Origin of the sequence: Nocardioides aromaticivorans, assembly GCF_013408525.1 — a bacterium.
Taxonomy (GTDB): Bacteria; Actinomycetota; Actinomycetes; order Propionibacteriales; family Nocardioidaceae; genus Nocardioides; species Nocardioides aromaticivorans.
In genome coordinates, this window is sequence record NZ_JACBZM010000001.1 from 4,186,616 (window position 1) to 4,208,853 (window position 22,238).

The 22,238-nt window shown below is 74.3% G+C and carries 24 protein-coding genes; 14 read left to right on the plus strand and 10 right to left on the minus strand.

Annotated elements, in window-relative coordinates:
* Positions 1–4: 4 nt before the first annotated feature.
* The 4 genes from BJ993_RS20095 to pknB all read right to left on the minus strand — a co-directional run bounded on the left by BJ993_RS20095 (position 5) and on the right by pknB (position 4,706).
* Positions 5–1,054 carry an NADase-type glycan-binding domain-containing protein gene (locus tag BJ993_RS20095; protein WP_179650823.1) on the minus strand — a complete coding sequence of 350 codons (1,050 nt, stop codon included), beginning with the start codon at positions 1,052–1,054 and terminating at the stop codon, positions 5–7.
* Positions 1,055–1,119: 65 nt separating this feature from the next.
* Positions 1,120–1,605 (minus strand): SRPBCC family protein, encoded by a 486-nt coding sequence (locus BJ993_RS20100; protein ID WP_051931775.1) that lies wholly within the window; start codon positions 1,603–1,605, stop codon positions 1,120–1,122.
* A gap of 69 nt (positions 1,606–1,674) precedes the next feature.
* A complete protein-coding gene (locus tag BJ993_RS20105; RefSeq protein ID WP_179650825.1) occupies positions 1,675–2,583 on the minus strand; it encodes a DMT family transporter in 909 nt (302 codons plus the stop codon).
* A 17-nt stretch (positions 2,584–2,600) separates the two neighbouring features.
* Entirely contained in the window at positions 2,601–4,706 is a 2,106-nt protein-coding gene (gene pknB, locus BJ993_RS20110) for a Stk1 family PASTA domain-containing Ser/Thr kinase (RefSeq protein ID WP_308645646.1), read from the minus strand.
* Between the two features lie 135 nt (positions 4,707–4,841).
* Here pknB and BJ993_RS20115 point away from each other — a divergent pair, with 135 nt between their 5' ends.
* From BJ993_RS20115 to BJ993_RS20130, 4 genes are read left to right on the plus strand one after another with little or no spacing between them, the layout of a single operon-like run.
* Positions 4,842–5,222 (plus strand): Rv2175c family DNA-binding protein, encoded by a 381-nt coding sequence (locus tag BJ993_RS20115; protein WP_051931777.1) that lies wholly within the window; start codon positions 4,842–4,844, stop codon positions 5,220–5,222.
* A 7-nt stretch (positions 5,223–5,229) separates the two neighbouring features.
* On the plus strand, positions 5,230–5,754 hold the full coding sequence (locus tag BJ993_RS25425; protein ID WP_308645647.1) for a guanyl-specific ribonuclease: 525 nt from the start codon (positions 5,230–5,232) through the stop codon (positions 5,752–5,754).
* On the plus strand, positions 5,751–6,164 hold the full coding sequence (locus BJ993_RS20125; protein WP_179650827.1) for a barstar family protein: 414 nt from the start codon (positions 5,751–5,753) through the stop codon (positions 6,162–6,164). Before BJ993_RS25425 ends, BJ993_RS20125 begins: the two co-directional genes overlap by 4 nt.
* A gap of 54 nt (positions 6,165–6,218) precedes the next feature.
* Positions 6,219–7,049 carry a methyltransferase domain-containing protein gene (locus BJ993_RS20130; protein WP_179650829.1) on the plus strand — a complete coding sequence of 277 codons (831 nt, stop codon included), beginning with the start codon at positions 6,219–6,221 and terminating at the stop codon, positions 7,047–7,049.
* A 37-nt stretch (positions 7,050–7,086) separates the two neighbouring features.
* Here the strand turns inward: BJ993_RS20130 and BJ993_RS20135 are convergent, their stop codons facing one another.
* Positions 7,087–8,175: a polyprenyl synthetase family protein gene (locus BJ993_RS20135; protein ID WP_308645648.1), complete on the minus strand. Its 1,089-nt coding sequence runs from the start codon at positions 8,173–8,175 to the stop codon at positions 7,087–7,089.
* A 76-nt stretch (positions 8,176–8,251) separates the two neighbouring features.
* Here BJ993_RS20135 and metF point away from each other — a divergent pair, with 76 nt between their 5' ends.
* Positions 8,252–9,142 carry a methylenetetrahydrofolate reductase [NAD(P)H] gene (gene metF / locus BJ993_RS20140; RefSeq protein WP_036542330.1) on the plus strand — a complete coding sequence of 297 codons (891 nt, stop codon included), beginning with the start codon at positions 8,252–8,254 and terminating at the stop codon, positions 9,140–9,142.
* 12 nt (positions 9,143–9,154) lie between these two features.
* Here the strand turns inward: metF and BJ993_RS20145 are convergent, their stop codons facing one another.
* Complete coding sequence (locus BJ993_RS20145; protein WP_036542341.1) at positions 9,155–10,471, minus strand: phytoene desaturase family protein; 1,317 nt, start codon at positions 10,469–10,471, stop codon at positions 9,155–9,157.
* Positions 10,472–10,473: 2 nt separating this feature from the next.
* Positions 10,474–10,947, minus strand: a complete 474-nt coding sequence (locus BJ993_RS20150) for a YbaK/EbsC family protein (protein ID WP_036542344.1) — start codon at positions 10,945–10,947, stop codon at positions 10,474–10,476.
* A gap of 52 nt (positions 10,948–10,999) precedes the next feature.
* On the opposite strand from BJ993_RS20150, the gene BJ993_RS20155 reads away from it, so the two are divergent.
* The 5 genes from BJ993_RS20155 (at position 11,000) to BJ993_RS20175 (ending at position 14,528) form a co-directional block, all read left to right on the plus strand.
* Positions 11,000–11,452, plus strand: a complete 453-nt coding sequence (locus BJ993_RS20155) for a hypothetical protein (protein ID WP_036542347.1) — start codon at positions 11,000–11,002, stop codon at positions 11,450–11,452.
* A 43-nt stretch (positions 11,453–11,495) separates the two neighbouring features.
* A complete protein-coding gene (locus BJ993_RS20160; RefSeq protein ID WP_179650833.1) occupies positions 11,496–11,975 on the plus strand; it encodes an SAV_6107 family HEPN domain-containing protein in 480 nt (159 codons plus the stop codon).
* Positions 11,976–12,005: 30 nt separating this feature from the next.
* On the plus strand, positions 12,006–12,719 hold the full coding sequence (locus BJ993_RS20165; RefSeq protein ID WP_179650835.1) for a methyltransferase domain-containing protein: 714 nt from the start codon (positions 12,006–12,008) through the stop codon (positions 12,717–12,719).
* Positions 12,720–12,740: 21 nt separating this feature from the next.
* Positions 12,741–14,006 (plus strand): DNA polymerase IV, encoded by a 1,266-nt coding sequence (gene dinB, locus BJ993_RS20170; RefSeq protein WP_218864761.1) that lies wholly within the window; start codon positions 12,741–12,743, stop codon positions 14,004–14,006.
* A gap of 93 nt (positions 14,007–14,099) precedes the next feature.
* A complete protein-coding gene (locus BJ993_RS20175; protein WP_036542353.1) occupies positions 14,100–14,528 on the plus strand; it encodes an SCO2097 family morphological protein in 429 nt (142 codons plus the stop codon).
* Between the two features lie 163 nt (positions 14,529–14,691).
* Here the strand turns inward: BJ993_RS20175 and BJ993_RS20180 are convergent, their stop codons facing one another.
* Genes BJ993_RS20180 through BJ993_RS20190 form a run of 3 tightly spaced genes read right to left on the minus strand, consistent with a single transcriptional unit; the run spans position 14,692 to position 19,350 of the window.
* Positions 14,692–17,067 (minus strand): transglutaminase TgpA family protein, encoded by a 2,376-nt coding sequence (locus BJ993_RS20180; protein ID WP_179650837.1) that lies wholly within the window; start codon positions 17,065–17,067, stop codon positions 14,692–14,694.
* Positions 17,064–18,293, minus strand: a complete 1,230-nt coding sequence (locus tag BJ993_RS20185; RefSeq protein ID WP_257026937.1) for a DUF58 domain-containing protein — start codon at positions 18,291–18,293, stop codon at positions 17,064–17,066. Before BJ993_RS20185 ends, BJ993_RS20180 begins: the two co-directional genes overlap by 4 nt.
* Before the next feature lie 13 nt (positions 18,294–18,306).
* Positions 18,307–19,350: an AAA family ATPase gene (locus tag BJ993_RS20190; protein WP_179652520.1), complete on the minus strand. Its 1,044-nt coding sequence runs from the start codon at positions 19,348–19,350 to the stop codon at positions 18,307–18,309.
* 352 nt (positions 19,351–19,702) lie between these two features.
* Here BJ993_RS20190 and mraZ point away from each other — a divergent pair, with 352 nt between their 5' ends.
* From mraZ to ftsL, 4 genes are all read left to right on the plus strand, one after another.
* The gene (gene mraZ / locus BJ993_RS20195; RefSeq protein ID WP_036542364.1) at positions 19,703–20,125 is read left to right on the plus strand and encodes a division/cell wall cluster transcriptional repressor MraZ; all 423 of its coding nucleotides are present in this window, start codon (positions 19,703–19,705) and stop codon (positions 20,123–20,125) included.
* Between the two features lie 319 nt (positions 20,126–20,444).
* Positions 20,445–20,618: a hypothetical protein gene (locus BJ993_RS20200; RefSeq protein ID WP_179650839.1), complete on the plus strand. Its 174-nt coding sequence runs from the start codon at positions 20,445–20,447 to the stop codon at positions 20,616–20,618.
* 7 nt (positions 20,619–20,625) lie between these two features.
* A complete protein-coding gene (gene rsmH / locus BJ993_RS20205; RefSeq protein WP_179650840.1) occupies positions 20,626–21,630 on the plus strand; it encodes a 16S rRNA (cytosine(1402)-N(4))-methyltransferase RsmH in 1,005 nt (334 codons plus the stop codon).
* Entirely contained in the window at positions 21,627–22,202 is a 576-nt protein-coding gene (gene ftsL, locus BJ993_RS20210) for a cell division protein FtsL (RefSeq protein ID WP_179650842.1), read from the plus strand. The genes rsmH and ftsL overlap by 4 nt, the downstream gene beginning before the upstream one ends.
* The last annotated feature ends 36 nt before the right edge of the window (positions 22,203–22,238 follow it).

A 22,238-nucleotide genomic window follows, 5' to 3' on the forward strand; every position in this document is an offset into this window, starting at 1 on the left:
AGCCCTAGGCAGGTGCTCCGAGGAACCGGATCTCGCTGATCGCGGTGTAGTCACGTCCGTTGGCGCCCCGGCCGGGCTGCGTGACGGTGAGCAGGTGCACCCGGATGGTGCGGGTCGCGACCGGGCCGATGTCGGCCATCTGGAGCGCCTGGCGGTCCGCGAGCTCCTGCGTGATGCGCGTGCCGTCGTCGAACTCCCACTGCACGGCCCGGATCCGGCGGTTGGCGCGGTACCAGTTGTCCGGCCCGTCGACCTTCGCGTAGCCGTTGATCATGCCGACCTCGGTGATGACGACGTCCTGGCCGAGGTCGAAGGTGAGCGTCTCGCCGGTGCCGTCACCGGGCATCCGCCACGACGTGCGGGGCTTGCCGTCCCACATGTTCTCGGGCACGAAGCGCACCGGTCGGTTGGACCGGTCGCGGCTCGGCGGCGCGACCGCGGGCACCTCGGCGGTGACGCCGGTCGTGAGGTCGACGACGTCGGCGGGGTCGGGCTGGGCCACCGGGCCGCCGGTCCCGGAGCTGTCCGGCTGGTCCGGCTCCGTCGCGTCGTCGCCGGCGGGGCCGTCGGTCGTCCGCTCACTGCCGGCGCGGTCGCCGGCCTTGTCGTCGTCGCCCGAGCTGACCAGCAGGTAGCCCCCGACGCCCGCGACCAGCGCGAGCAGCACGAACGCGACCAGCCACGGCAGCCATGCGGGGGCGGGACGCCGGCCGGGGTCGCCCTGCGGGCGGGTCGGCGGGCTGACCGGCGGGAGGGACGTGGTGGCGCCGCCGGGGGAGCGCGCGACCGTCGGGTACGGGTCGGCGGCCGGAGCGGCGGGCGGCGGCGCGTCCGCGAAGAGGGGGTAGCGCGGTGACGGCGGGAGCTGCCCGACGGGCGGCGGGACGACGGCCGTCGGCGGGGCCGGGGCACGCTCGGTCACCGGGGCCGTGGGCACGTCGGGAGCGGGCACCGCCTCGGGGTGTCGGCCGGGCACCGGCTTGCCGCAGTTGGTGCAGAACCGCCCGACCCCGAGCTCGTGCCCGCAGCTGGTGCAGTACGTCGGGGTGGTCATCGCGGGCTCACCGTACCCCGACCGCGCCGCGGCGTGCGGCACCCCGGCGCCCTCGGGGTCCGGGCTCACCCGGCGGCGGTCGCGCGGCGGCAGGCCTCCGCCTCGATGTCCTCCAGGTCGTGCTCCAGCACCTTGCGGCTGTGGTCGTAGCTGAACCCGCCGAAGACCGCCCACATCGCGCGCGACATCGCCGAGCGGTGGCTCATCTCCACGGTGGTGGTCATCGCGAGGCGGGTGCTGTGCCGGTCCGGGCCGGCCGGCGTGAGCCGGTAGGCCGTGCGGATGACGTCGTCACCGACCTCGGCCTCGACGACCGTGCGCACGGGCGCCTCGGCCTCGACGACGTGCAGCTGCTCGGGACCGTGGTGACCGAACAGCGTCCGCTTCTCGCGCCAGGCCGTGCCGACGCCGTACGCGCCCTCGGTCAGGACCTCGGTGTCGCTGACGCTGCGCAGCACCTGGTCGGCGTGCGCGACGTCGGTGATGACATCCCAGACCTGCTCCGGCGGCGCCGGGATCGTGGTGTGGACGTGGATGATGTGACCGGCCATGGCGACTCCTCAGGAACACCCCCAGACCTCCATGGTGCGCCCGTCGGGCGCAGAAGGCCAGAGGTGCCGTCACACGGCGAGGTGGGTGACCTCGGCCTCGATCCTGCGCCGCGGGAGCGCCTCGACCACGAGCATGGCGGCGAGCACCATCAGGCCGCCGACGACCATCCGCGCGGTGACCGACTCGCCGCCCAGGAGGACGGCGAAGGACGCGGCCCACACCGGCTCCATGCTCATGATGATCGCGCTGCGCGTCGGTGGCAGGTGGGCCTGCGCCCACGTCTGCGCCAGGATCGCCGCCGCGCCGGCGACGAGCGCCATGTAGACCAGCGAGGCCCAGTCCGCTCCGCGGTCCGGCAGGACGACGCCCGGCGCGCCGCCCACCAGCGCGGCGACCATGCAGATCACCGCGATGACGAGCACCTGCAGGATCGACATGCCGAGCGCGTCGGCCGGTGTGGACCAGGCGCCGAGCCCGACGATGTGGGCGGCGTACAGCAGGGCGCCGACCAGGGTGATCGCCTCGCCGTAGCCGATCGAGAGGCCGTCGAGGGTCAGCACGCCCAGCCCGGCGGTCGCCAGCAGCACCGCCGCCCAGGTGGCGCCGGTGATCCGGGTGCGCAGGATCGCGGCGGCGAACAGCGGTGTCGCGACGACGTACAGGCCCGTGATGAAGCCGGACACGCTGGCCGGGGTGTGCGCGAGCCCTGCGGTCTGCAGGATCTGCGCGACGCCGTACAGGCAGCCCAGGACGAGCGCGTGGCGCCGCACCTGCGGGGAGAGCCGGGCGATCGCGCGGGGTGCGACGGCCAGCATCGCCGCACCGGCGACCAGGAAGCGGACGCCGAGGAAGTCGACGGTGGGCACCCGCTCGAGCAGGTCCTTGATGAGGAAGAACGTCGATCCCCAGCAGGCGGTCATCGCGAGCAGGGTCAGCGTCGCGAGCAGGCTGGTACGGCGCTCGCCGTGGTCGGTCATGCGGGTCTCGGCTGCGGCTAGACGACGTACAGGGTGATCGTGCTGCCCTTGCGGGCGCGGGTCCCCGAGCCGGGGCTGGTGTCCCAGGCGACGTTGCCGGAGAGGTAGATCGTCGCCCGCTCCTTCTTCACCTTGAACCCAAGGTCCTCGAGCTTCTCGACGGCGTCGTCGGTCGACAGGTAGCGGACCGAGGGCACGGTGACCAGCTCGGGGCCCTTCGACACGACGAGCCCGATCTCGTCGCCCTTGTAGACGACGCCCGACTTCGGCGTGTGGCTGATGACCCGACCCTCGGGGATGTCGTCGCTGTACTCGGTGTCGGTGACCTTGACCTGCAGGCCCTTCGCCTCGAGGGACTTCTCGAGCTTCTCGGCGTCCTTGCCGACCCAGTCGCCGACCTTGATGGGCTGCTTGCCCTTGCTGACGACGACGGCGACGGCCGTGTCGACGGGCAGCGCCTTCGACTCCTTGGAGCCGAACGCGGGGCTGCTGCGGACGATCTGGCCCTTCGGCACCGTCTCGGAGTAGCGCGGGACCTGGCGTCCGAGGACCATCTTCACCTCGGCCAGCCTGTCCTCGGCCTCCTCGACGGTCAGGCCGGCGAGGTCGGGGACGTCGTAGACCTCGGGGCCCTTCGAGACGGTGAGGGTGACCTCGTCGCCGGGCAGGATCCGGTCGCCCGGCCCGGGGTCGGTCGACACGACGACGCCCGGCTCGACGCTGTCGGAGTAGACCTGCTCGACCTCGGCGCCGAGCCCGGCGTCGTCCAGCTTGGTCTCCGCCGCCGCCTGCTCGAGACCGACCACGCCGGGGGTCGAGGTGTAGCGGCCCCAGCCGAACCAGTAGCCGCCGGCGGCCAGGCCGCCCACGAGGAGCACCAGGACCAGCGCGAGTACGAGGCCGCGGCGGCTGCGCTCGCGCACCGGGCGACCGCCCTCCGCCGGCACCGGCCGCGAGGGCGCCGGGCGCGACGGCGGGGGAGGCGAGGCGGGCGCGGCGATGACCGAGGTCCGCTCGCCGCCGAAGTCGGGCTCCCGCGGCTGCCGCCGGGGCTCCGGCAGCAGGTCGGGCGTGCCCTCCCACAGCGAGCTCACCGGCTCGGGCGTGGTGTCCGACCCGACCTCGTCGGCGCCGGTCGGTCGTGCCGGCGGCAGCAGGTCGTCGACCAGCTCGGGGTCGGAGCGGACGCCGTCGTGCAACGCGTGGACGACCCGGCGCACGTGGTGCAGCAGCACGGTCGCGTCCGAGGGGCGCAGGCTCGGGTCGCGCGTCGTGGCACGCGCGACGAGCGCGTCCACGTAGTCGGGGATGCCCGGCACGACCGACGACGGCGCCGGGACGTCGTGGTGCACGTGGCGGTAGGCGACCGCGATCGGCGTCTCGCCGGTGTGCGGCTTGGTGCCGGTCAGCAGCTCGAAGAGGAGCACGCCGACGGCGTACACGTCGGCGCGGGCGTCGGCCCGCTGCTCGACGACCAGCTCGGGGGCGAGATAGGAGACGGTGCCGATGAGGACGCCGTTGGTGGCGGTGTGCTGGGTCTCCGCGCTGACCGCCTTGGCCAGTCCGAAGTCCGCGACCTTGATCCGCCCGTCGTCGGCGATCAGGACGTTCTCCGGCTTGACGTCGCGGTGGATCAGCCCGGCCCGGTGCGCGGCGCCGAGCGCGGAGAGCACGGGGTCGAGGATCGCCAGCGCCCGCTCGGGCGACATCGGCGCTTCCTTGGTGATCGTGTCGCGCAGGGTGTGGCCGGGGACGTACTCCATGACCAGGTACGTCGTGCCGTCGCCGCTCTCGTCACGTCCCTGGTCGTAGACCGCCACCACGTTGGGGTGCGACAGCCCGGCCGCCGACTTGGCCTCCCGGACGAAGCGGCGGGCGAACGAGTCGTCCTGGGTGGTCGCGTCGCCGAGCCCGGGGTGCATGACCTTGACCGCGACGGTCCGGTCGAGGCGGGTGTCGACGGCCTCGTAGACGCTGGCCATGCCGCCGCGCGCGATCCGCGAGCCGATCCGGTAGCGGCCGTCGAGCAGCCGCCCGAACTGGTGGTCCTCGGTGCGCGGGCTGCCCGAGGGGTCGCCGGGGCGCGCGGCGCTCTCGCCGCGGGCACGCTTGTCGTCGTGCACAGCGACCCTCCTGTGCAGGCTCCTCTGGTCCGGCCGGGGAAGTGGCCGGAGCCGCCATCGTACGGCGCACCACCACGCCGGCCCGGTGGCCACGCCGGTGTGATCTTGGTGCCCTTCGTCGTGGAAGATGGCCCCATGAACGACGTACCGCTGGCCGACCAGGACCTCTCCGCCCTCGTCGAGGAGTGGCTGGACTGGGACCAGGCAGCCGAGCTGATCGGGGTGACGCCGGCCAAGGTGCGCACCATGGTGCGCGACCACCAGCTCGCCGCCGCGGTGCCGGGGCAGCCCGGTCAGGGCGTCAAGCAGGGCATCCCGGCGCTGTTCCTCGTCGACGGCGAGCCGGTGAAGGGACTTCCCGGCCTGCTGACCCTGCTCCACGACCAGGGCTTCGACGACCGCGAGTGCATCGCGTGGATCTTCCTCGACGCCGACCTGCCCGGACGTCCGATCGACGCGCTCCACGAGAACCGCGGCGCCGAGGTCAAGCGCCGCGCGCAGGCCCTCGGGTTCTGAGGGTCCGGTGCCGCGCCTCGGGAAGCGGACCACGCAGGTCCTCTCGACCGTCGCCAGCGTGCTGCTGCTGGTCGCCGTGTGGTGGATCCAGTCGCAGGGCGACGACGACGGGGGCTCGCGGGCCCAGGACCGGGCGTCGTCGAGCTCGACGCCCTCGCGGACACCTTCCTCGACTCCTTCCTCCGCTCCTTCCCGGACGGCGGAGTCCACCCCGACCGACGACGGGGCCGAGGGCGGCGCCGACGAGGACGGCATCCCGTACGTCGACCTGGCCGACCTGCCTCCCGAGGCGGCCGACACGGTCGGGCTGATCGACGCGGGCGGCCCGTTCCCGTACCCCGGCAAGGACGGCTCCACCTTCGGCAACTTCGAGGGCGTGCTGCCGGACCGCGAGCGCGGCTACTACGCGGAGTACACCGTCGAGACCCCCGGCCTCGACCACCGTGGCGCCCGGCGGATCATCGCCGGCGACGGGGGAGAGCTCTACTGGACCGAGGACCACTACGAGTCCTTCGAGAGGATCAGGCGATGAGCGGGCTCGCTGCCGTCCTGGCCGGCCGGCACCCCCCGGGCGTGCACCGGTGGGACTCCGCGCTGGACGTGGCCGACGTGAGGCACGCCGTCGAGCACGCCGGCTGGGCGTTCGGGTACGTCGACGGCGCGGGCCTCGACACGGTCGCCGATGTGCTGCGGGGGATCGGCGAGGCGCTCGCCTTCCCCGACCACTACGGGCACAACCTCGACGCGCTCAACGACTGCCTGCGCGACCTCGCCGCGCCGACGGTCCTGCTCTGGGACGCGTGGGGCGGCGTCGCGCACGCCGAGCCGCGTCGGTTCGCCGTGCTCGTCGACCTGCTCGGGACCCGTGCGGACGGTGACCCGCCCGTGGAGGTCCTCCTGCGCGGACCGGGGCCGGAGGGCGTCGTACCCCTGCTGGGGTGAGGACCACCCGGTCGGGCCATGGCCAACCCCGCGGCGCGTGGCTAGTTTCGGCTCATGGCCGACACCGATGCGCTGGCCGGGCTGACGGCGACGTCGTTCCACCGCGGCAATGTCGCCGCGGACGCCGCCGCGGACACCGCGGGGCAGGTCTTCGTCCTCGACATGCAGGAGTCCCTGCCGGGCGTCATCCGGCTCCGTGACTGGGCGCTGGCGGCGCTTGCTCCCCAGCCGGGTGAGACGGCCGTCGACGTCGGCAGCGGCACCGGTGCCGAGGTGCGGCGACTGGCCGCCGCGGTGGGGGAGTCGGGGCGGGCGGTCGGCATCGAGCCGCACGCCGGCCTGCGGGCGGTCGCCGAGGAGCGGTCGGCCGGCACCGGCGCCACCTTCGTCGACGCGGAGGCGACGGCCCTGCCCTTCGAGGACGCCAGCGTCGACGTGATCCGCTGCGAGCGGGTCTTCCAGCACCTGACCGACCCAGCGGGCGCGGTGCGCGAGTTCGCCCGGGTGCTGCGGCCGGGCGGACGGGTGGTGGTGATCGACTCCGACTGGGGAACGGCGGTGCAGACGCCCGGCGACCCGGACGTCGTACGACGGCTCGCGGACTTCCGCGACGCGCGCTCGCCGAACCCGCACGCCGGCCGGCACCTGCCGGGGCAGTTCGCCCGGGCCGGCCTGACGGTCGACCCCGACATCGCCGCCACGGCGGTCATCCCGCCGACGGGCGCGCTGCTGGTGCTCGTGGGGAAGACGCTGGAGGAGGCGGTCGGCGCGGGCGCGGTCACGCAGGCCGAGGGCGACGCGCTGCTGGCGGACATCCGGACCGCCCAGGAGGCGGGTGAGGCGTTCATGGCCGTCACCATGTTCGCCGTGCTCGGCCGTCGCTGAGACCGGTCCGGGTCAGCAGGTCCAGCGGGCCGCAGGCTCAGCGGGTGCGTCGGGTCGCCGCGGTGGCGAGCTGCTCCAGCACCTGGCAGGCGCCGGGGTCCCAGCCCTCGTCGGCCTGGCCCGCCCGCAGCGCGCCGACCGCCTGCGTCGCCAGGTCGTCGATCATGGTCTCGACCCGGGCCCGCGCGCCGCTGCCGTCGATGATCGCGCGCAGCTCCTCGATCTCCGCCTCGGTGAGCGCGGTGCCGAGGGCCGCGTCGAGCCGGGCCGCGTCGGCCGGTGCGGCGGCGTCGAGCGCCAGCGCCACCAGGACCGTGCGCTTGCCCTCGACGAGGTCGTCGCCGGCCGGCTTCCCGGTCGTCGCCGGGTCGCCGAAGACGCCGAGCAGGTCGTCGCGCAGCTGGAAGGCCTCGCCGAGCGGGAGCCCGAAGGAGGTCAGCCGCTCGAGCGTCGCCGCGCCCGCGCCGGCGAGGGCCGCGCCGACGTGGAGCGGGCGCTCGATGGAGTACTTGGCCGACTTGTAGCGCAGCACCGTCGTGGCCTGGTCGACCGACGCGCGCCCGCGCGCCTGCACGGAGACGTCGAGGAACTGCCCGGCGATGACCTCCGAGCGGCACAGGTCGAAGACGTCGAGGGCGGGTCCGACCCGGTCCCAGCCCAGCCCGCAGCGGCGGACCAGCTCGTCGGCCCACGACAGCAGCAGGTCGCCGAGGAGGATGGCGGCCGCGGCGCCGTACTGCACCGGGTCGCCGCGCCAGCCGTCGGCGCGGTGCTCGGCCTCGAAGCCGCGGTGGGTGGCGGCGCGGCCGCGGCGGGTGTCGGAGGCGTCCATCAGGTCGTCGTGGACGAGGGCACTGGCGTGCAGCAGCTCCAGCGCGGCCGACGCCCGCAGCACCGCGGCGGCGTCGTCACCGGTGGGCACGCCCGCGACGGCGGCGTACCCCCACTGGCAGAAGGCCGCGCGGAAGCGCTTGCCGCCCGAGACCGTGGCGCGGGCCTCGGTCAGCAGGCGCGCGGCGTCGGCGCCGAGCGGTGCCAGCCGGACGGTCTGCTCGGCGAGGAAGGTGTCGAGCGCGGCCTGGACCTCCGCCCGGAACGAGGTCGGGTCCCACCGCTGCTCAGTCACCCGCACAGAGTAGTGAGGCGTCACACCTGACGAGATGCCCGGGTCCGGGCCGCTCCGCCCACCTAGACTCCGGCCCATGACGACTGGTGCAGGGCGTTCGCTCGGGGAGCTGATCCGCGAGGGTGGCCGCTCGTTCTCGTTCGAGTTCTTCCCCCCGAAGGACGAGGCGGGCGAGGCCCAGCTGTGGGACGCGATCCGGGCGCTCGAGCCCTACCAGCCGACCTTCGTCTCGGTCACCTACGGCGCCGGCGGCAGCACCCGCGACAAGACGGTCGCGATCACGGGCCGCATCGCCCGGGAGACCTCACTGATCCCGTTGGCCCACCTGACCTGCGTCGGCCACACCCGCGAGGAGCTCGAGGGCATCCTCGACGCCTACGACGCCGAGGGCGTCGCCCACGTGCTCGCCCTGCGCGGCGACCCGCACGAGGGCCCGCGCGCCGACTGGACGCCCACCGAGGGCGGCCTCAACTACGCGATCGAGCTGGTCGAGCTGGCCCGTGCCCGCGGCAGCTTCCGGGTCGGCGTCGCCGCCTTCCCCGAGGGCCACCCCTCGGCCGAGTCGCTCGACCACGACGCCGACGTGCTGGTCGCCAAGGCCAGGGCCGGCGCCGAGTTCGCCGTCACGCAGATGTTCTTCCGCGCGTCCGACTACTTCGGCCTCGTCGAGCGGGTCCGTGAGCGCGGCGTCGACATCCCGATCCTGCCGGGCATCATGCCGATCCTGAACCTCAGCGCCATCCGCCGCCAGGGCGAGCTGATCGGCACGAGCGTGCCCGACGAGATCGTCGAGCGGATCAGTGCGTACGACGGCGACCCGGCCGCCGTCCGGGCCGAGGGCATCCGGATCGCGGCCGAGCTGTGCGACGAGCTGCTCGCGGGCGGCGCGCCCGGGCTGCACTTCTACACGCTGAACCGGTCGAAGGCGACGCTCGAGATCTTCGAGGCGCTGCAGATCACCGTCTGACCGCGGGAGGGGTCAGGCCGGTCCGACGAGGCCCGCGACCAGCGCCGCCGACTGCGTCACGAACGGCACCCCCGCGCCGGGTGCGCCGTGGGCGCCGGCGAGGTAGACGCCGGCGACCGGCGTCTCCGGGCCGATCCGCGCGCGGACCGTGCCACGGCCCTGCCACAGCACGCCCATCGGCGAGCCCCGCCACCGCTGCACGAGGTCGCGCGGGCTCAGGTCGATGCGGGTGACGATGTTGTCGCGCACGTCAAGGCCGTGCCGGGCCAGTGCCGCGACCATGTCCTCGGCGATCTTGCCGCGGCCGTGCAGGGTCCACGCGGTGCCGCCGTCCGGGGCGGCGACACCGGGTCGGACGACGATCATCGGCTCGGCGTTGAAGACGATCTCGTGCGTCAGCGGGGGCACGTCGCCGGCGAGGCCCAGGTGCGAGACGACCGGCGGGATGGCCGGCATCGTCCGCTCGACGTACGACGCCAGGGCCGGCAGGCGTCGCGGGTCGACCGCGACCACGACGACATCGGCGTCGGCGTCGCCCTCGCTGGTGCGGACCGCCACCGCACGGCCGTCCTGCACGACGATGTCGGTGACCTCCACGCCGGTGCGCACGGCGACCTCGCGCAGTGCGAGCCGCGACTCCAGCAGCTCGACGATCCGGCCCATCCCGCCGGGGACCTGCCAACCGCCGAAGGTCTGCTCCAGGTAGGAGCCCACGCCGACCCACGAGGGGACGTTGCGCAGGTCGTGGCCCTCGGCGGTCGCGAGGTGGCCGGCGACCAGGGCGAGGCGCTCGTCGCGGAAGTCGTGCCGCAGCCGCTTGAACAGCGTCTCGCGGATGTTGAAGAGGTCGTCGAGCTCCTTCGGCAGGCTGCGCCGGTCGGCGGGCCGGGCGGGTGCCTCGACGTAGTTGCGCCGCAGCACGTCCCACACGGCGGCGTAGATGTCGACGTGGCGGGCCCAGACCTCGCCGAGGCCCGCGCCGAGCTCCTCGAACGCCGCGATCTGGTCGGCCCGCGAGCCGCCCGGCAGCCGCACCGACGTACGGTCGGCGAAGCGGTGCTCGCGCAGCACTGGCAGCGGCTCGAGCTCGAGGCCGAGGTCCTTCTCCAGCGGGCGCCCGGACTTGCGGAACAGGTCGCGCAGCGCGGCAGGGACGAGCGTGCTCGCCGGGCCGCCGTCCCACCGGTAGCCCTCCTGCTCGACGGGCGCCAGCGCGCCGCCGAGCTGGTGCGACGCCTCCAGCAGTGCGACCTCGTGGCCCTGCTTGCCCAGCCGGGCCGCGGCGGCCAGGCCGCCGAGGCCGCCGCCGACGACGACGATGCGTGCCACGGCTACTCCACCTCGATCGGCGTGGCGCCGGTCAGGGCGAGCAGCTCGTCGTACGACGTCGAGAAGACCGCCGCCGGGTGCCCGGCCGCGGCCCAGACGACGTCGTGACGGGCCAGCCAGCCGTCGAGGTAGGTCGGCAGGGGCGCCGGGTGGGCGATGGGGGACACGCCGCCGATGACCTGTCCGGTGTGCTGGCGGACGAAGTCGGGGCTGGCGCGGCGCAGCGGGCCGCGCCCGATCCGCTCGGCGGCCAGCGCCGTGTCGACCCGGTGGTCGCCCGACGTGAGGATGAGGACCGGGGATCCGTCGGCGTCGAAGAGCAGACTGTTGGCGATCGCCCCGACGGCGCAGCCGAGTGCCTCGGCGGCCAGTGCGGCGGTGTGGACCGAGTCGGGCAGAATGACGATCTCGCCCCGGCCGCCGCGGTGCTGGTGCTCCGCGCGGAAGTGGGCGATCGAGGGATGCTCGGCCGACATGGGGGAGACCCTATCGAGGTCGGGTCCGTGCACGTCGATGCAGGAGGAACCGATGACCAAGCGACCACCGGCGGTCGAAGTCGCGTGCTGGCTGCTGTGGTCCCTGGTGGCCGCAGGCCTCGCCGTGTGCGTGATGGTGGTGGTCAAGCGGGACGACCTCGGGGCGGTCTGGTCGCCCATGCAGGTCGGCGACAGCACCGTCCAGCCGGTCGAGTTCGTGCCGGTCATCCTCGTGCTGTACGCCGTCACGGCGCTCCTGGCAGCGACGCTGATCGCCCTCTTCCGCACCGGCCACAACTGGGCGCGCCACGCGCTGGCCGCGCTCGTGGTGGGTGTCTTCCTCGTGACGGTCGCGACGGTGCGCACCGACCCGCCCCGGCTCGTCGACTGGGCGGCGATCGCCGGCGCGGTGATCTGCTCGGTGACCCTGGTCTTCCTGTGGCACCCGCAGAGCCGTGCCTACGTGCGGGGCCTCGGGCCCCTGGACGGCTCGCCGGACGCTTGACGTTGCGTCGGAGGGCGGGTGTACCTTCGAATCGTTCGAACACATGTTCGAACGACACTCGAAGGAGATCACCGTGGCCCCGTCGTTCCCGATCGGTCCGGACACCCTGCCCGCGACCACGCACAACTACCTGCTCCGCTCCGCCGAGTCGCTGAGCGAGGCCGTCGCCGCCGGCGACGTCGCGACGCGCTACGCCTGTGCCCACGTGGCGGCCCTGCGGGCCGCGGCCGCGCTGCTCTCGGCCCGCGCGCGGCCGGCCGGCCCCCGGCGCCGGGCGCAGAAGAACGCCTGGGTCCTGCTGGCGGAGGTGGCTCCGGAGATGGGGGAGTGGGCGACCTTCTTCGCGGCAGGAGCGGCCAAGCGAGCCGCGGCCGAGGCCGGCTCGACCCGTGCGGTCTCCGAGCGCGAGGCCGACGACCTGGTCCGTGACGCCGACCGGTTCCTCGCGCTCGTCGAGCAGTCCCTCGGCCTGGCCCCGCACGCCGCGATCAGCGTGCAGGTCCTCGGCCGGGCGGCGGGCTGACCCTCGAGGGCGGCGACTAGTGTTCAGCGCATGGCCTCTCGCGAGCAGCGCGGTTCGGTGCGGACAGCCGTCGTCTGGGACGCCCTCGAGGCCGCCCTCGCCGGCGGCCCGCGGGACGTGGTGGACCTCGGCGGCGGGACCGGCGGGTTCGCCGTACGGCTGGCCGAGTCCGGGCACCGGGTGCGCGTCGTCGACCCGAGTCCCGACGCCCTCGCCGCGCTCGCCCGCCGCGCGCAGGAGGTCGACCTCGAGGTCACGGGCCTCCAGGGAGACGTCACGGACCTGGTCGACGTCGTCGGTGCGGGCTCGGCCGACGTGGTGCTCTGCCACGGGGTCCTCGAGGTCGTCGACCCGGCGCTCGCCCTCGCGCGGATCGGCGAGGTCCTGCGGCCCGGCGGCCTGCTCAGCCTCGTCGTCGGCCAGCGACACGCCGCGGTGCTGGCCCGGGCGATGGCCGGCCACTTCCAGCAGGCGCGCGGCCTGCTCGACGACCAGGAGCCGGTGGACGGCCGCACGGGCCGGCGGTTCACGGCCGGCGAGCTCGAGGCCCTGCTCACCACGGCCGGGTTCGTCCCCACCACGGTCCACGGGGTCCGGGTCTTCGCCGACCTCGTCCCGGCCGCCCTCGTCGACCTCGAGCCCGGCGCGGCCGCGGCCCTCGTCGACCTGGAGCGGGCGGTGGCGGCCCGCGAGGAGTACCTCCCGCTCGCGACCCAGCTGCACGTCCTCGCCACGCGTTCCTGACGCCGGGGCCGGGGCCGACCCATGACCGGCCCACCCCCCTGCCCGATCCTGCACGTCGACATGGACGCGTTCTACGCGTCGGTGATGATCCGCGACCGCCCCGAGCTGCACGACGTCCCGGTCGTGGTCGGCGGTGGGCACCGCGGCGTCGTGCTGTCGGCCAACTACCCGGCCCGGCGCTTCGGCGTACGCTCCGGGATGTCCGGCGTCGAGGCCCACCGGCTGTGCCCCGACGCGGTCACCCTGCCGCCCGACTTCACCCTCCTGACGCCCGTCTCGAAGGCGATCATGGAGACCTTCCGGACGGTCACCCCGGTGGTCGAGGTGACCTCGCTCGACGAGGCCTTCCTCGACGTGCGCGGCGCCGGCCGGCTGTTCGGCTCGCCCGAGGCGATCGCCGAGCGACTGCGCTCCCGCATCCGCGCCGAGCACGGCATCACCTGCTCGGTCGGCATCGCCGCCACGGTGTCCGTCGCCAAGCTCGGCAGCCGCCTCGCGAAGCCCGACGGCGTGCGTGTCATCCCGCCCGACCGCTTCGTCGCCGAGGTGCACCCCCTCGACGTCGGTGTCCTGTACGGCGTCGGCGAGGCCACCCGGCAGCGGCTGCACCGCCTCGGCCTGGTCACCGTGGGAGACGTCGCCGCGATCGAGCCCGACCAGCTGCGCCGGATGCTCGGCGGCCACCTCGGCGCACACCTGCACACGCTGGTCTGGGGCACCGACCGCTCCGAGCTGCGCCCGGGCGGTGCCGGCGTGTTCGGGTTCGGGGAGGGCGAGCCCGAGGGGAGCATGGGCTCGCAGCACACGCTGGCCGTCGACCTGACCGACCGCGCCCGCCTGCACCGCGAGCTGCTCCGCCTCGCCTCCCGCGTCACGGCCCGGGTCCGTGGTGCCGGCCGGGTCGGTCGCACCGTCGCCCTGACCGTGCGGTTCAGCGACTTCACGACCGTCAACCGCTCGCGCACCCTGGCCGAGCCGACCGACGTCACCCAGGAGGTCTACGACACGGCCGTGGCCCTGCTGGACGCGCTGCTCGACGCGTTGGCGCCCCGGCGGCCCTCCGTGCGACTCCTCGGCGTCCGGGTCGAGGGGCTGCGGCGCGTCCGCGACGGCGACTCCCGGCAGCTGGCGCTGGGCGAGCGCGACCCCGGCTGGCCCGACGCCGACCGCGCCGTCGACCAGGCCGCGGACCGGTTCGGCTCCTCGGCGGTGCGGCGAGCGAGCCTCCTCGCGGCCGCCGACTCAGCCCCGCGGCCACCCGGATGGCCTGTTCAGGCCATCCGCTGATCACCGGATGGCCACAATTTCGAGGGACGGCCTACCCCCTGCGGATTCGCCTGCCTACACTTGGAGAACAGTCCACGTTCGTCGGAGGAAACGGTGCCACTCTCAGAAGAGGAGCTTCGCCTGCTCGAGCAGATGGAGCGCGCCCTCAGCGAGGAGGACCCGAAGTTCGCCTCGACCCTTCGCGGGACGACCCAGCGCCTGGCGGCCCGCCGCCGCGCGATCCTCGCCGGCGTCGCCTTCGCCGCCGGTGTCGCGGTGATGATGGGCGGCGCGGTCAGCGGCTACTGGCCCGTCGGCGTCGCCGGGTTCGTCGTGATGCTGGGCTCCGCCACCGTGCTGCTGTCCGCGCTGCGCGGCCAGCGTGCCGGCGGCGCGGAGCCCCACGTCGCTGCCCACCCGTCCGGGTTCGGCGTCATCGACGGAGGCCGCGGGCGTCGTACCCGTGGCGGGCGGTCGTCCTCCGGGTTCATGGACACCCTCCAGGCGCGTTGGCGCCGCCGCCGCGAGCGCGGCGGCTTCTGAGCCGGTCGTCGAGGAGGTCGCGCAGCGACCGTCACGAGACGCCCGACGTGCACCGGCGCTCCTGTGTGCATGACGAGCTGCACCACGTCCGCGGGTTTCGAGACGCGTCCCTCAGTCCCTCGCTGTGCTCGGGTCTGAGCCGACGCTCCTCAACCTTCGGCCTTCACCTGCGCGTTCGCAGGCTCACGCGCAGAGGCCTCCACACCGAGCGCGGGAGCCACTGGGCGCGCCGGCGGGCGCGCGGGGTGACGCCGGCCGTGAGGGACGCGACGACCAGCGCGGCGTCGGCCTCGGTCGCGGACCGCTCGGCCACGGCCACCGCGGCGGGGGAGCCGGGCCGGGCGTAGCGGGTCCGTTCGACGGCGTCGACCAGTCGCTCGAGGGCGTCGGCCGCCTGCGGCGCGACGTCCGGTCCGGTGCGTGGGCGCTCGAGGGGCTCCGCGTCGGGATCGGCGAGGTGGTCGACCAGGACGGTGCCGATCTCCCGCGGCGATCGGCCGTCGGGCCACGGCAGGTCGAGGTCGAGGGACGTCGCGCGCAGCTCGGCCCAGAGCTCGTCGGGGCCGCCGCCGAGCCGGGACCGCCGTGCGGTCTTCCGGACCGAGCGCGGCCCGAGGACCAGCCCGGCCACCAGGAGCACCAGCACGAGCAGGCCGCCGCCGACGGCGAGGTTGCGGCCGGTGTGGCTCGCGCCGCCGGCGGAGTCGTCGGCGGTGGCGCCGGGGGGCTCGGTGGGCTTCGAGGCGGCGGTGTTCGGCGCGACCGTCGCGGTGCCGCCGCTGGACGCGGACTGGCTGGTGGCGGCGTCGGTGTTCTCGGGGCCGGAGCCCGGCGCGGAGACGTCGCTGTAGTCGGGCACCGACTCGACGCGGCCCGACGGCGTCGGCTCGAAGCGGACCCAGCCGGCGCCGGCGAAGTAGAGCTCGGGCCAAGCGTGCAGGTCGTGGCTGCTGTACTCGAAGACGCCGTCGCCGATCGGGTCGGGCTCGAGGAAGCCGACCGCGACCCGCGCCGGGATGCCGAGGATCCGCGCCATCACCGCCATGGCCGACGCGAACTGCTCGCAGTAGCCGACCCGTCCGCTGGGCGCGAGGAAGTCCTCCAGCGTGCCATTGCCCGTGCCGTTCGGCGCGGCGCGCAGGTCGTAGGTGAAGCCACCGGTCTCGCGGAAGAAGCGCTGCAGGATGACGGCGCGCTCGTAGTCGTTGGTCGCGGGGGCGGTCACGCTGCGCGCGAGGTCGCGCACCAGCGTGGGGACCCCGGAAGGGAGCTCGAGGAGCTCGTCGGGAACGGACCCGCCGGCAGGGTCGCGGAAGTAGCGTCCGTCCGTGCCGTAGTCGGGCTCGAGGGCCGTCATCGTGTAGTCCATGCCGCGGGTGTCGAGGTCGTCGTCGGCGGCCAGGAAGTCCATCGTGGTGGGATCGAAGCGCCAGTCGCCCTCGGCCTGGACCGCGGCGGCCGGGAACTGGGTCGGCAGCCAGGTCGAGTCGAGGTGGTCGTTGATCTGCACGCGGTAGTCGTACTGCGTCCGTGGCACCGACGAGGCCAGCCCGGCCGGCTCGGGCAGGGCACCGCTCGCGGTGTTCTCCTGGGCGACGTCGCGGTCGCCGCTGCTCCACTCCACGCCGGTGAAGCGGTTGAGCACCGAGATGCGGAGGTACGACGGGTCGGGGTCGTCGGTGTGGACCTGCACCATCGGCACGTCCTCACCGCGCTCGAGGTCGCGGCGCATGTCGGCGATCGGCTTGCGGATCCGGATGTCGCCGCTCCCGTCGCCTCCACCGAGGTCGAAGAAGTCGGTCCCGAGGACGGGGACGAAGGCCGGGATGACGAGGGCGAGCACGGTGGCGGTCACGCCGATCCGGCCGGCACCGGCGCGGGCGGCCTCCCGAACCGGGTTGCCGTGCCCCCACGGCGAGGCGTCGTCCGGGCCGAGGGAGCGCCCCCAGCGCTGGAGCGACTCGCGGGCGTCGAGGTGCAGCAGGAGGAGGAACCCGGTGGCGGCGAGCACGAAGCTGCCCCATCCGGGGCCCTGGTCGAGCAGGCCGCTGGGCACCGAGTAGATCGCCAGCAGGGCCAGGCCCGCGCCGGGCACGCGCCGGAACGTGCACGCGACGGCGTCGACGATGACGACGAAGGCCACGCCGCAGACGAGCAGCAGTGGCCACAGCGGGGGCACGCGGGGACTGATCGGCGCGCTGTAGGTGCGCGCCGAGTCGACGGCGGTCGACAGGGCGTTCCCGACCTCGGCGAGCGTGCCGCCGGACGGGACCGGTGATCCGGTGATCTGCCATGCCACGACGAGCGCGGCGGCGAGGACCTGGACGCCGATCGTCACCAGGCGCGGAGCCGCTCGCCACCGCAGCACGGCGCCGAGGAGGACGACGACGGCCCCGGCCGCCGCGACCCGGCCGAGATAGGAGCCCGGCTCGGTCACGAAGCCCTGCCACGCGGTCAGCGCGACCCACGTGGTCAGCAGGGCGACGGTGCCGAGCAGGAGCGTGGAGGGGAGGGAGGACGGGTTCCGCGGAGCGTTCACGGCCGCATCCCTCCCCGCGACGGGGCACGTCCGAGGTCCCGCCACGCGGCGTCGAGCCGGTCGCGCGGGCCGACCCCCGCCGCGCGCCAGCCGATCGCGAGCAGGGGTGCCGCTGCCGCTGCCGGACCGTTGCTCGTCCGCGCGGCCGACCACTGCTCCACGTCCAGCGCGACGGCGAGCGCGGCACCCGCGTCGTGGCGGATCCGGCGCAGGGCCTTGGTGTCGCCGGCGACGTGGGCGCCCAGGACCGCGACGACGACACCGCCACGGGCCTGGTCGCCCGACCAGCCGGTGTCGAGGGTGGGCGCCGCGGTCAGGTCCAGGACCGCGAGCGCCCGCAGCGCCTGCTCCGACCCGTCGGCGGCCGCCCCGGTCGCGGTGGCCAGCTGGACGGCGTACCCGTGCTTCTCGAGGTGGACGACGACCGACGCCGCCGCGACGACGGCCGACTCGAAGCTCGAGGCGGGTCCCTGGCCGCGGTGCGCGTACTGGCGGTTGTCGATCAGCACCGTGGCGTGGGCCTCCCAGGGCTGCTCCTCGCGGCGGACCATCAGGTCGCCGATGCGGGCCGAGCTGCGCCAGTGGACGCGCCGCAGGTCGTCGCCGCGGCGGTACTCGCGCACGCTCACGTCCTCCGCCGATCCCGACGCGAAGGCCTGCGGCCGGTGCTCACCGGCGCCCTGCCAGCCGCCGGACAGCGGGATCGCCGGGAGCGGCAGGACGCGGGGCGTCACGACGAGCTCGGCGGTACCGCCGATCTGGCGGCGCCGCTCGACGAGGCCGAAGGGATCGGTGATCCGCACCGTCAGGGGGCCGACCTCGAAGCGGCCGCGGATGTCGGAGCGGACCGGGTAGTGGACGGTGCGCTCCCACTGCTGGCCGAGGCCCTGGAGGACGAACCGGGGGCGGCTGCCGAGGGCGTAGGGGAGGGTGTCCTCGACGAGGAGAGGTCCGTCCGCGCGGCGCCGGTCGCTGGAGATCGCCAGGTCGATGCGCGCCGACTCGCCGGCACGGAGCAGGCGCGGCCACACCGTGCGGGACACCGTCGGGTCGTGGCGACGACGGCTGACCACCAGCGCGGCGACCAGCGGCAGGGCCACCACCAGGACGCCGACCCGGGTCAGCGACTCCTGCCCGAACACGACGGCACACGCGATCGCCGTGACGCCGGCGGCGACGAAGGCCCGGCCGCGGAGGGTCAGCGACGAGAGCGCGGAACGCAGCATGGGGGAGGGGTGGTCAGGCGGACGGTTCGGGCACGGGGACCTGGGCCGCGATGCCCTCGAGGATCGACGCCGCACCGCGGCCGCCGACGGCGGCCTCCGCGCTGGGCAGCAGGCGGTGGGCCAGGACCATCCCGAGCAGGGCGCGTACGTCGTCCGGCAGCACGAAGTCGCGACGGTGGAGCGCCGCGCGGGCCTTGGCCGCGCGCACCAGGTGGAGCGTCGCGCGGGGCGAGGCGCCCAGCAGCAGCTCGGGGTTGTTGCGCGTCGCGGCCGTGAGCGAGACGGCGTAGCGCTGCACGGCGTCGGACACGTGGACCTGCGAGACGATGGTGCACAGCTTGCGGACCTCGGCGCTGTTGGTGACCGGCTCGAGGTCGTCCAGCGGGTTGACGGTGCCGTGGTTGGACAGCATCGCGATCTCGGCCGCCGGCACCGGGTAGCCGATCGACACCCGGGCCATGAAGCGGTCGCGCTGCGCCTCGGGCAGGGGATAGGTGCCCTCCATCTCGACGGGGTTCTGGGTCGCGATCACCATGAAGGGCGACTCGAGCTGGTAGGTCACGTTGTCGACGGTGACCTGGCGCTCGCCCATGCACTCGAGGAGCGCCGACTGGGTCTTCGGCGAGGCGCGGTTGATCTCGTCGCCGATCACGACGTTCGCGAAGACACCGCCGGGGCGGAACTCGAACGCGCGGGTCGACTGGTTGAAGACCGAGACCCCGGTGATGTCGGACGGCAGCAGGTCCGGGGTGAACTGCACCCGGCGCACCGTCGAGTCGATGCTGCGGGCCAGCGCCTTCGCCAGCATCGTCTTGCCGACGCCGGGGACGTCCTCGATCAGCAGGTGCCCCTCGGCGAGCAGGACGACGATCGCGGCGCCCACCACCTCGCTCTTGCCCTCGATGACCTTCTCGACGTTCGCGCGGATCTGCGCGGCGACCCTGGCCACGGTGTCGACGTCGGCGACGGCCGGCGGGGTGGCCGGCGGGGTGGCCGGCGGGGTGGCCGGCGAGGTCGCCGGGGCGACGGGCGCGGGCTGGCCCTGCGGCGGGCTCATCGGTGGGCTGGTCGGCGTCTCCACGGCAACTCCTCGTCGTGCTCTCCCTCGGTGGACCAACCCTACGGCTCGGGTGGCTGCTGCGCGCCGGACCCAGCGGATCCACCCACGCGCTCCCTCTGACGTCCCCGGACGCTCCCCGGTTCTCCACTTCTCCCCACTTTTCCCTCCACTTCGCTCCACCCCGCTCCTCCACCCCACTCCACGGCGCTGACCTGCGGGTTTTCGGCGCGCAGGGGAGCAACACGCCCCGGAAAGGGGAGCGTCGGTGGTTGACGGTGGGGGAAAGTGGAGTACTGTGGGGGAAAGTGGAGGAACGGCGGAGTCCGGTGGGACGGCTGGGGGTGGCCCGATGCTCTTCATGGGCACCTACACCCCGAAGCTCGACGACAAGGGCCGTCTCTTCCTCCCGGCGAAGTTCAGGGATCGACTGGCGGAGGGCCTCGTGGTCACACAGGGACAGGACAAGTGCCTGGTCGTGTGGCCGACCGATGTCTTCGCCGAGGAGGCCGAGCGGCAGGCCGCGCGGCCGATGACCAACCGCGCCGCCCGGCGCTACGCACGGGTGCTGTTCGCCGGCGGCGACGAGAGCACGCCCGACAAGCAGGGCCGGATCGGCATCCCGGCCCACCTCCGGGAGTACGCGGGCCTCGAGCGCGACGTGGTCGTGATCGGTGTCCGGGACCGGCTGGAGATCTGGAACCCGACCGCATGGCGCGAGTTCCAGCTCGAGGCGCTGGAGGAGTTCGCCGACCTCGACGAGGACGACGACTGAGCCCGAGCACCACCCACCAGCAGCGCCACCCACCAGCAGCGCCAGCACCACCACTGACAACACAACAGCGGATCCGCAGGACGAGGTCTCAGCCCGCTCCCGCTCCCGACACCCCGAAGTCGGACCACCTGGGGCACCTTCCCCGGCACCAGGCGGTCACCACGACCACGGGGCCACCCGGCCTTCTGGGGCACCTTCCCCGGCACCAGACGGCACCCGAACACCACCGGGCACGGGAGCGGGCAGGGACCTGGCTCTGCGGATCCGCTCGATTTCCAGCAGCTCCAGAAGTGCCACACAGGGTCGAAGGGTCGAAGCCATGAGCGTGATGCGGACGCACGCACCGGAGGTCTCCGGTCAGCGGTCCCAGCCACGCGTGCGCGAGCAGGCACGCGAGGTGCTGCTCCTCATGTCCTTCTCCGCGGCCGTCTCCGTCGGCTGTGCGCTGCTGCTGGTCCTCGCCCACCTGCTCTCCGGGCCCACGGGGCGCTGAGGCCACCATGGGCAGCCCGCGCCACGTCCCCGTCCTGCTGGACCGGGTCGTCTCCCTCCTCGCGCCCGCGCTCGAGCGCGACGGCCTCGCCGACGGCGAGCGGACGGTGCTCGTCGACTGCACCCTCGGCCTCGGCGGCCACACCGAGGCCGTGCTCGAGCGGTGCCCGCACGCCCGGGTCATCGGCATCGACCGCGACCCGCAGGCGCTGGCCATGAGCCGCGAGCGGCTGGTGTCGTACGGCGACCGCTTCACCGGCGTGCTCGCGGTGTACGACGAGATCGCCGACGTCATCGAGGACCAGGGCCTCGACCACGTCGACGGTGTGCTCTTCGACCTCGGCGTCTCGTCGATGCAGCTCGACCTGCCGGAGCGCGGCTTCGCCTACGCGGTGGACGCCCCGCTCGACATGCGGATGGGCAGCACCGGCCCCACCGCGGCCGACGTCCTCAACACCTACAGCGCGGCCGAGCTGGCCCGGGTCCTCAAGGAGTACGGCGAGGAGAAGATGGCGCGCCGGATCGCCGACGCCGTCGTCCGGGAGCGGGCGGTCGAGCCGTTCACGACCTCCGGGCGCCTCGTCGCCCTCCTGTACGACGTCATCCCCGCCCCCGCCCGTCGCACCGGCGGCCATCCGGCCAAGCGCACCTTCCAGGCCCTGCGCATGGAGGTCAACGACGAGCTCGGCGTGCTGCGCCGCGCGATGCCGCCCGCGGTCGACGCGATCGGGGTCGGGGGCCGCGTGGTCGTCGAGTCCTACCACTCGCTCGAGGACCGTCTGGTGAAGCGCGTCTTCGCCGACGCGACCCGGCTCGACGTCCCCGACGACCTGCCCTTCGTGCCCGAGGGCGCCGAGCCGTCGTACCGGCTCGTGACGCGGGGGTCCGAGCAGGCCAACGCGGAGGAGATCGAGGAGAACCCCCGCGCCGCGTCCGTCCGCCTCCGCGCGATCGAGCGCATCCGTCCGTCCAGCAAGTCCAGCACCACTCGTGGCAAGGGAGCCCGCCGATGAGCAGCACCGCACCGCAGATCCGCCGCCTGCAGTCCGTTGCGCCGCGGATCGCGCAGGCCGCCCTGGAGCGGGCCCGGCTCACGGTCGTGCCGCGCACGCGACGCACGCGCGCCCCGCGGGTGCCCTTCGTCGCCTTCGTCAGCGTGATCCTGCTGGCGGGCGTGGTCGGGCTGCTGCTGTTCAACACCTCCATGCAGCAGGCCTCCTTCAAGGCGACTGCCCTGGAGAACCAGGCCACGGACCTCGGCGCGCAGCAGGAGGCGCTCGAGATGGACATCCAGGCGCTGCGCGAGCCGCAGCGCCTGGCCCGGCTGGCCCAGGACATGGGCATGGTGATCCCGTCGACGCCGGCCGGCGTCCTCGACCTGTCGACGGGCCGGATCACGGGCAAGCCGGTGCCGGCCTCCGGCGGCGACGCCATCCCGCTGCACATGCCGGGCCCGAAGAAGCCGGCGGAGTTGCAGCGGCCGGCCGACGTCGAGGTCAACCCGGCGAAGGTCGACGCGGCGAGGACGGACGCCGGCACCAAGCCGAAGAACACGACCGACGGCGCGCCCACCGGAGATCGGTGAGCGTTCGGCCTAGGGTCGGACCGACCGAGGGCGACG

Excerpts from the sequence above, each read along its gene's own strand:
- BJ993_RS20185 (WP_257026937.1), bottom strand. The coding sequence starts at position 18,293 with ATGCTGCGTTCCGCGCTCTCGTCGCTGACCCTCCGCGGCCGGGCCTTC.
- BJ993_RS20105 (WP_179650825.1), bottom strand. The coding sequence starts at position 2,583 with ATGACCGACCACGGCGAGCGCCGTACCAGCCTGCTCGCGACGCTGACC.
- BJ993_RS20165 (WP_179650835.1), top strand. The coding sequence starts at position 12,006 with ATGGCCTCTCGCGAGCAGCGCGGTTCGGTGCGGACAGCCGTCGTCTGG.
- ftsL (WP_179650842.1), top strand. The coding sequence starts at position 21,627 with ATGAGCAGCACCGCACCGCAGATCCGCCGCCTGCAGTCCGTTGCGCCG.
- metF (WP_036542330.1), top strand. The coding sequence starts at position 8,252 with ATGACGACTGGTGCAGGGCGTTCGCTCGGGGAGCTGATCCGCGAGGGT.
- BJ993_RS20200 (WP_179650839.1), top strand. The coding sequence starts at position 20,445 with ATGAGCGTGATGCGGACGCACGCACCGGAGGTCTCCGGTCAGCGGTCC.
- BJ993_RS20155 (WP_036542347.1), top strand. The coding sequence starts at position 11,000 with ATGACCAAGCGACCACCGGCGGTCGAAGTCGCGTGCTGGCTGCTGTGG.
- BJ993_RS20150 (WP_036542344.1), bottom strand. The coding sequence starts at position 10,947 with ATGTCGGCCGAGCATCCCTCGATCGCCCACTTCCGCGCGGAGCACCAG.
- dinB (WP_218864761.1), top strand. The coding sequence starts at position 12,741 with ATGACCGGCCCACCCCCCTGCCCGATCCTGCACGTCGACATGGACGCG.
- rsmH (WP_179650840.1), top strand. The coding sequence starts at position 20,626 with ATGGGCAGCCCGCGCCACGTCCCCGTCCTGCTGGACCGGGTCGTCTCC.
- BJ993_RS20125 (WP_179650827.1), top strand. The coding sequence starts at position 5,751 with ATGAGCGGGCTCGCTGCCGTCCTGGCCGGCCGGCACCCCCCGGGCGTG.
- BJ993_RS20095 (WP_179650823.1), bottom strand. The coding sequence starts at position 1,054 with ATGACCACCCCGACGTACTGCACCAGCTGCGGGCACGAGCTCGGGGTC.
- BJ993_RS20115 (WP_051931777.1), top strand. The coding sequence starts at position 4,842 with ATGAACGACGTACCGCTGGCCGACCAGGACCTCTCCGCCCTCGTCGAG.
- BJ993_RS20190 (WP_179652520.1), bottom strand. The coding sequence starts at position 19,350 with ATGAGCCCGCCGCAGGGCCAGCCCGCGCCCGTCGCCCCGGCGACCTCG.
- BJ993_RS20130 (WP_179650829.1), top strand. The coding sequence starts at position 6,219 with ATGGCCGACACCGATGCGCTGGCCGGGCTGACGGCGACGTCGTTCCAC.
- mraZ (WP_036542364.1), top strand. The coding sequence starts at position 19,703 with ATGCTCTTCATGGGCACCTACACCCCGAAGCTCGACGACAAGGGCCGT.
- BJ993_RS20160 (WP_179650833.1), top strand. The coding sequence starts at position 11,496 with ATGTTCGAACGACACTCGAAGGAGATCACCGTGGCCCCGTCGTTCCCG.
- BJ993_RS20100 (WP_051931775.1), bottom strand. The coding sequence starts at position 1,605 with ATGGCCGGTCACATCATCCACGTCCACACCACGATCCCGGCGCCGCCG.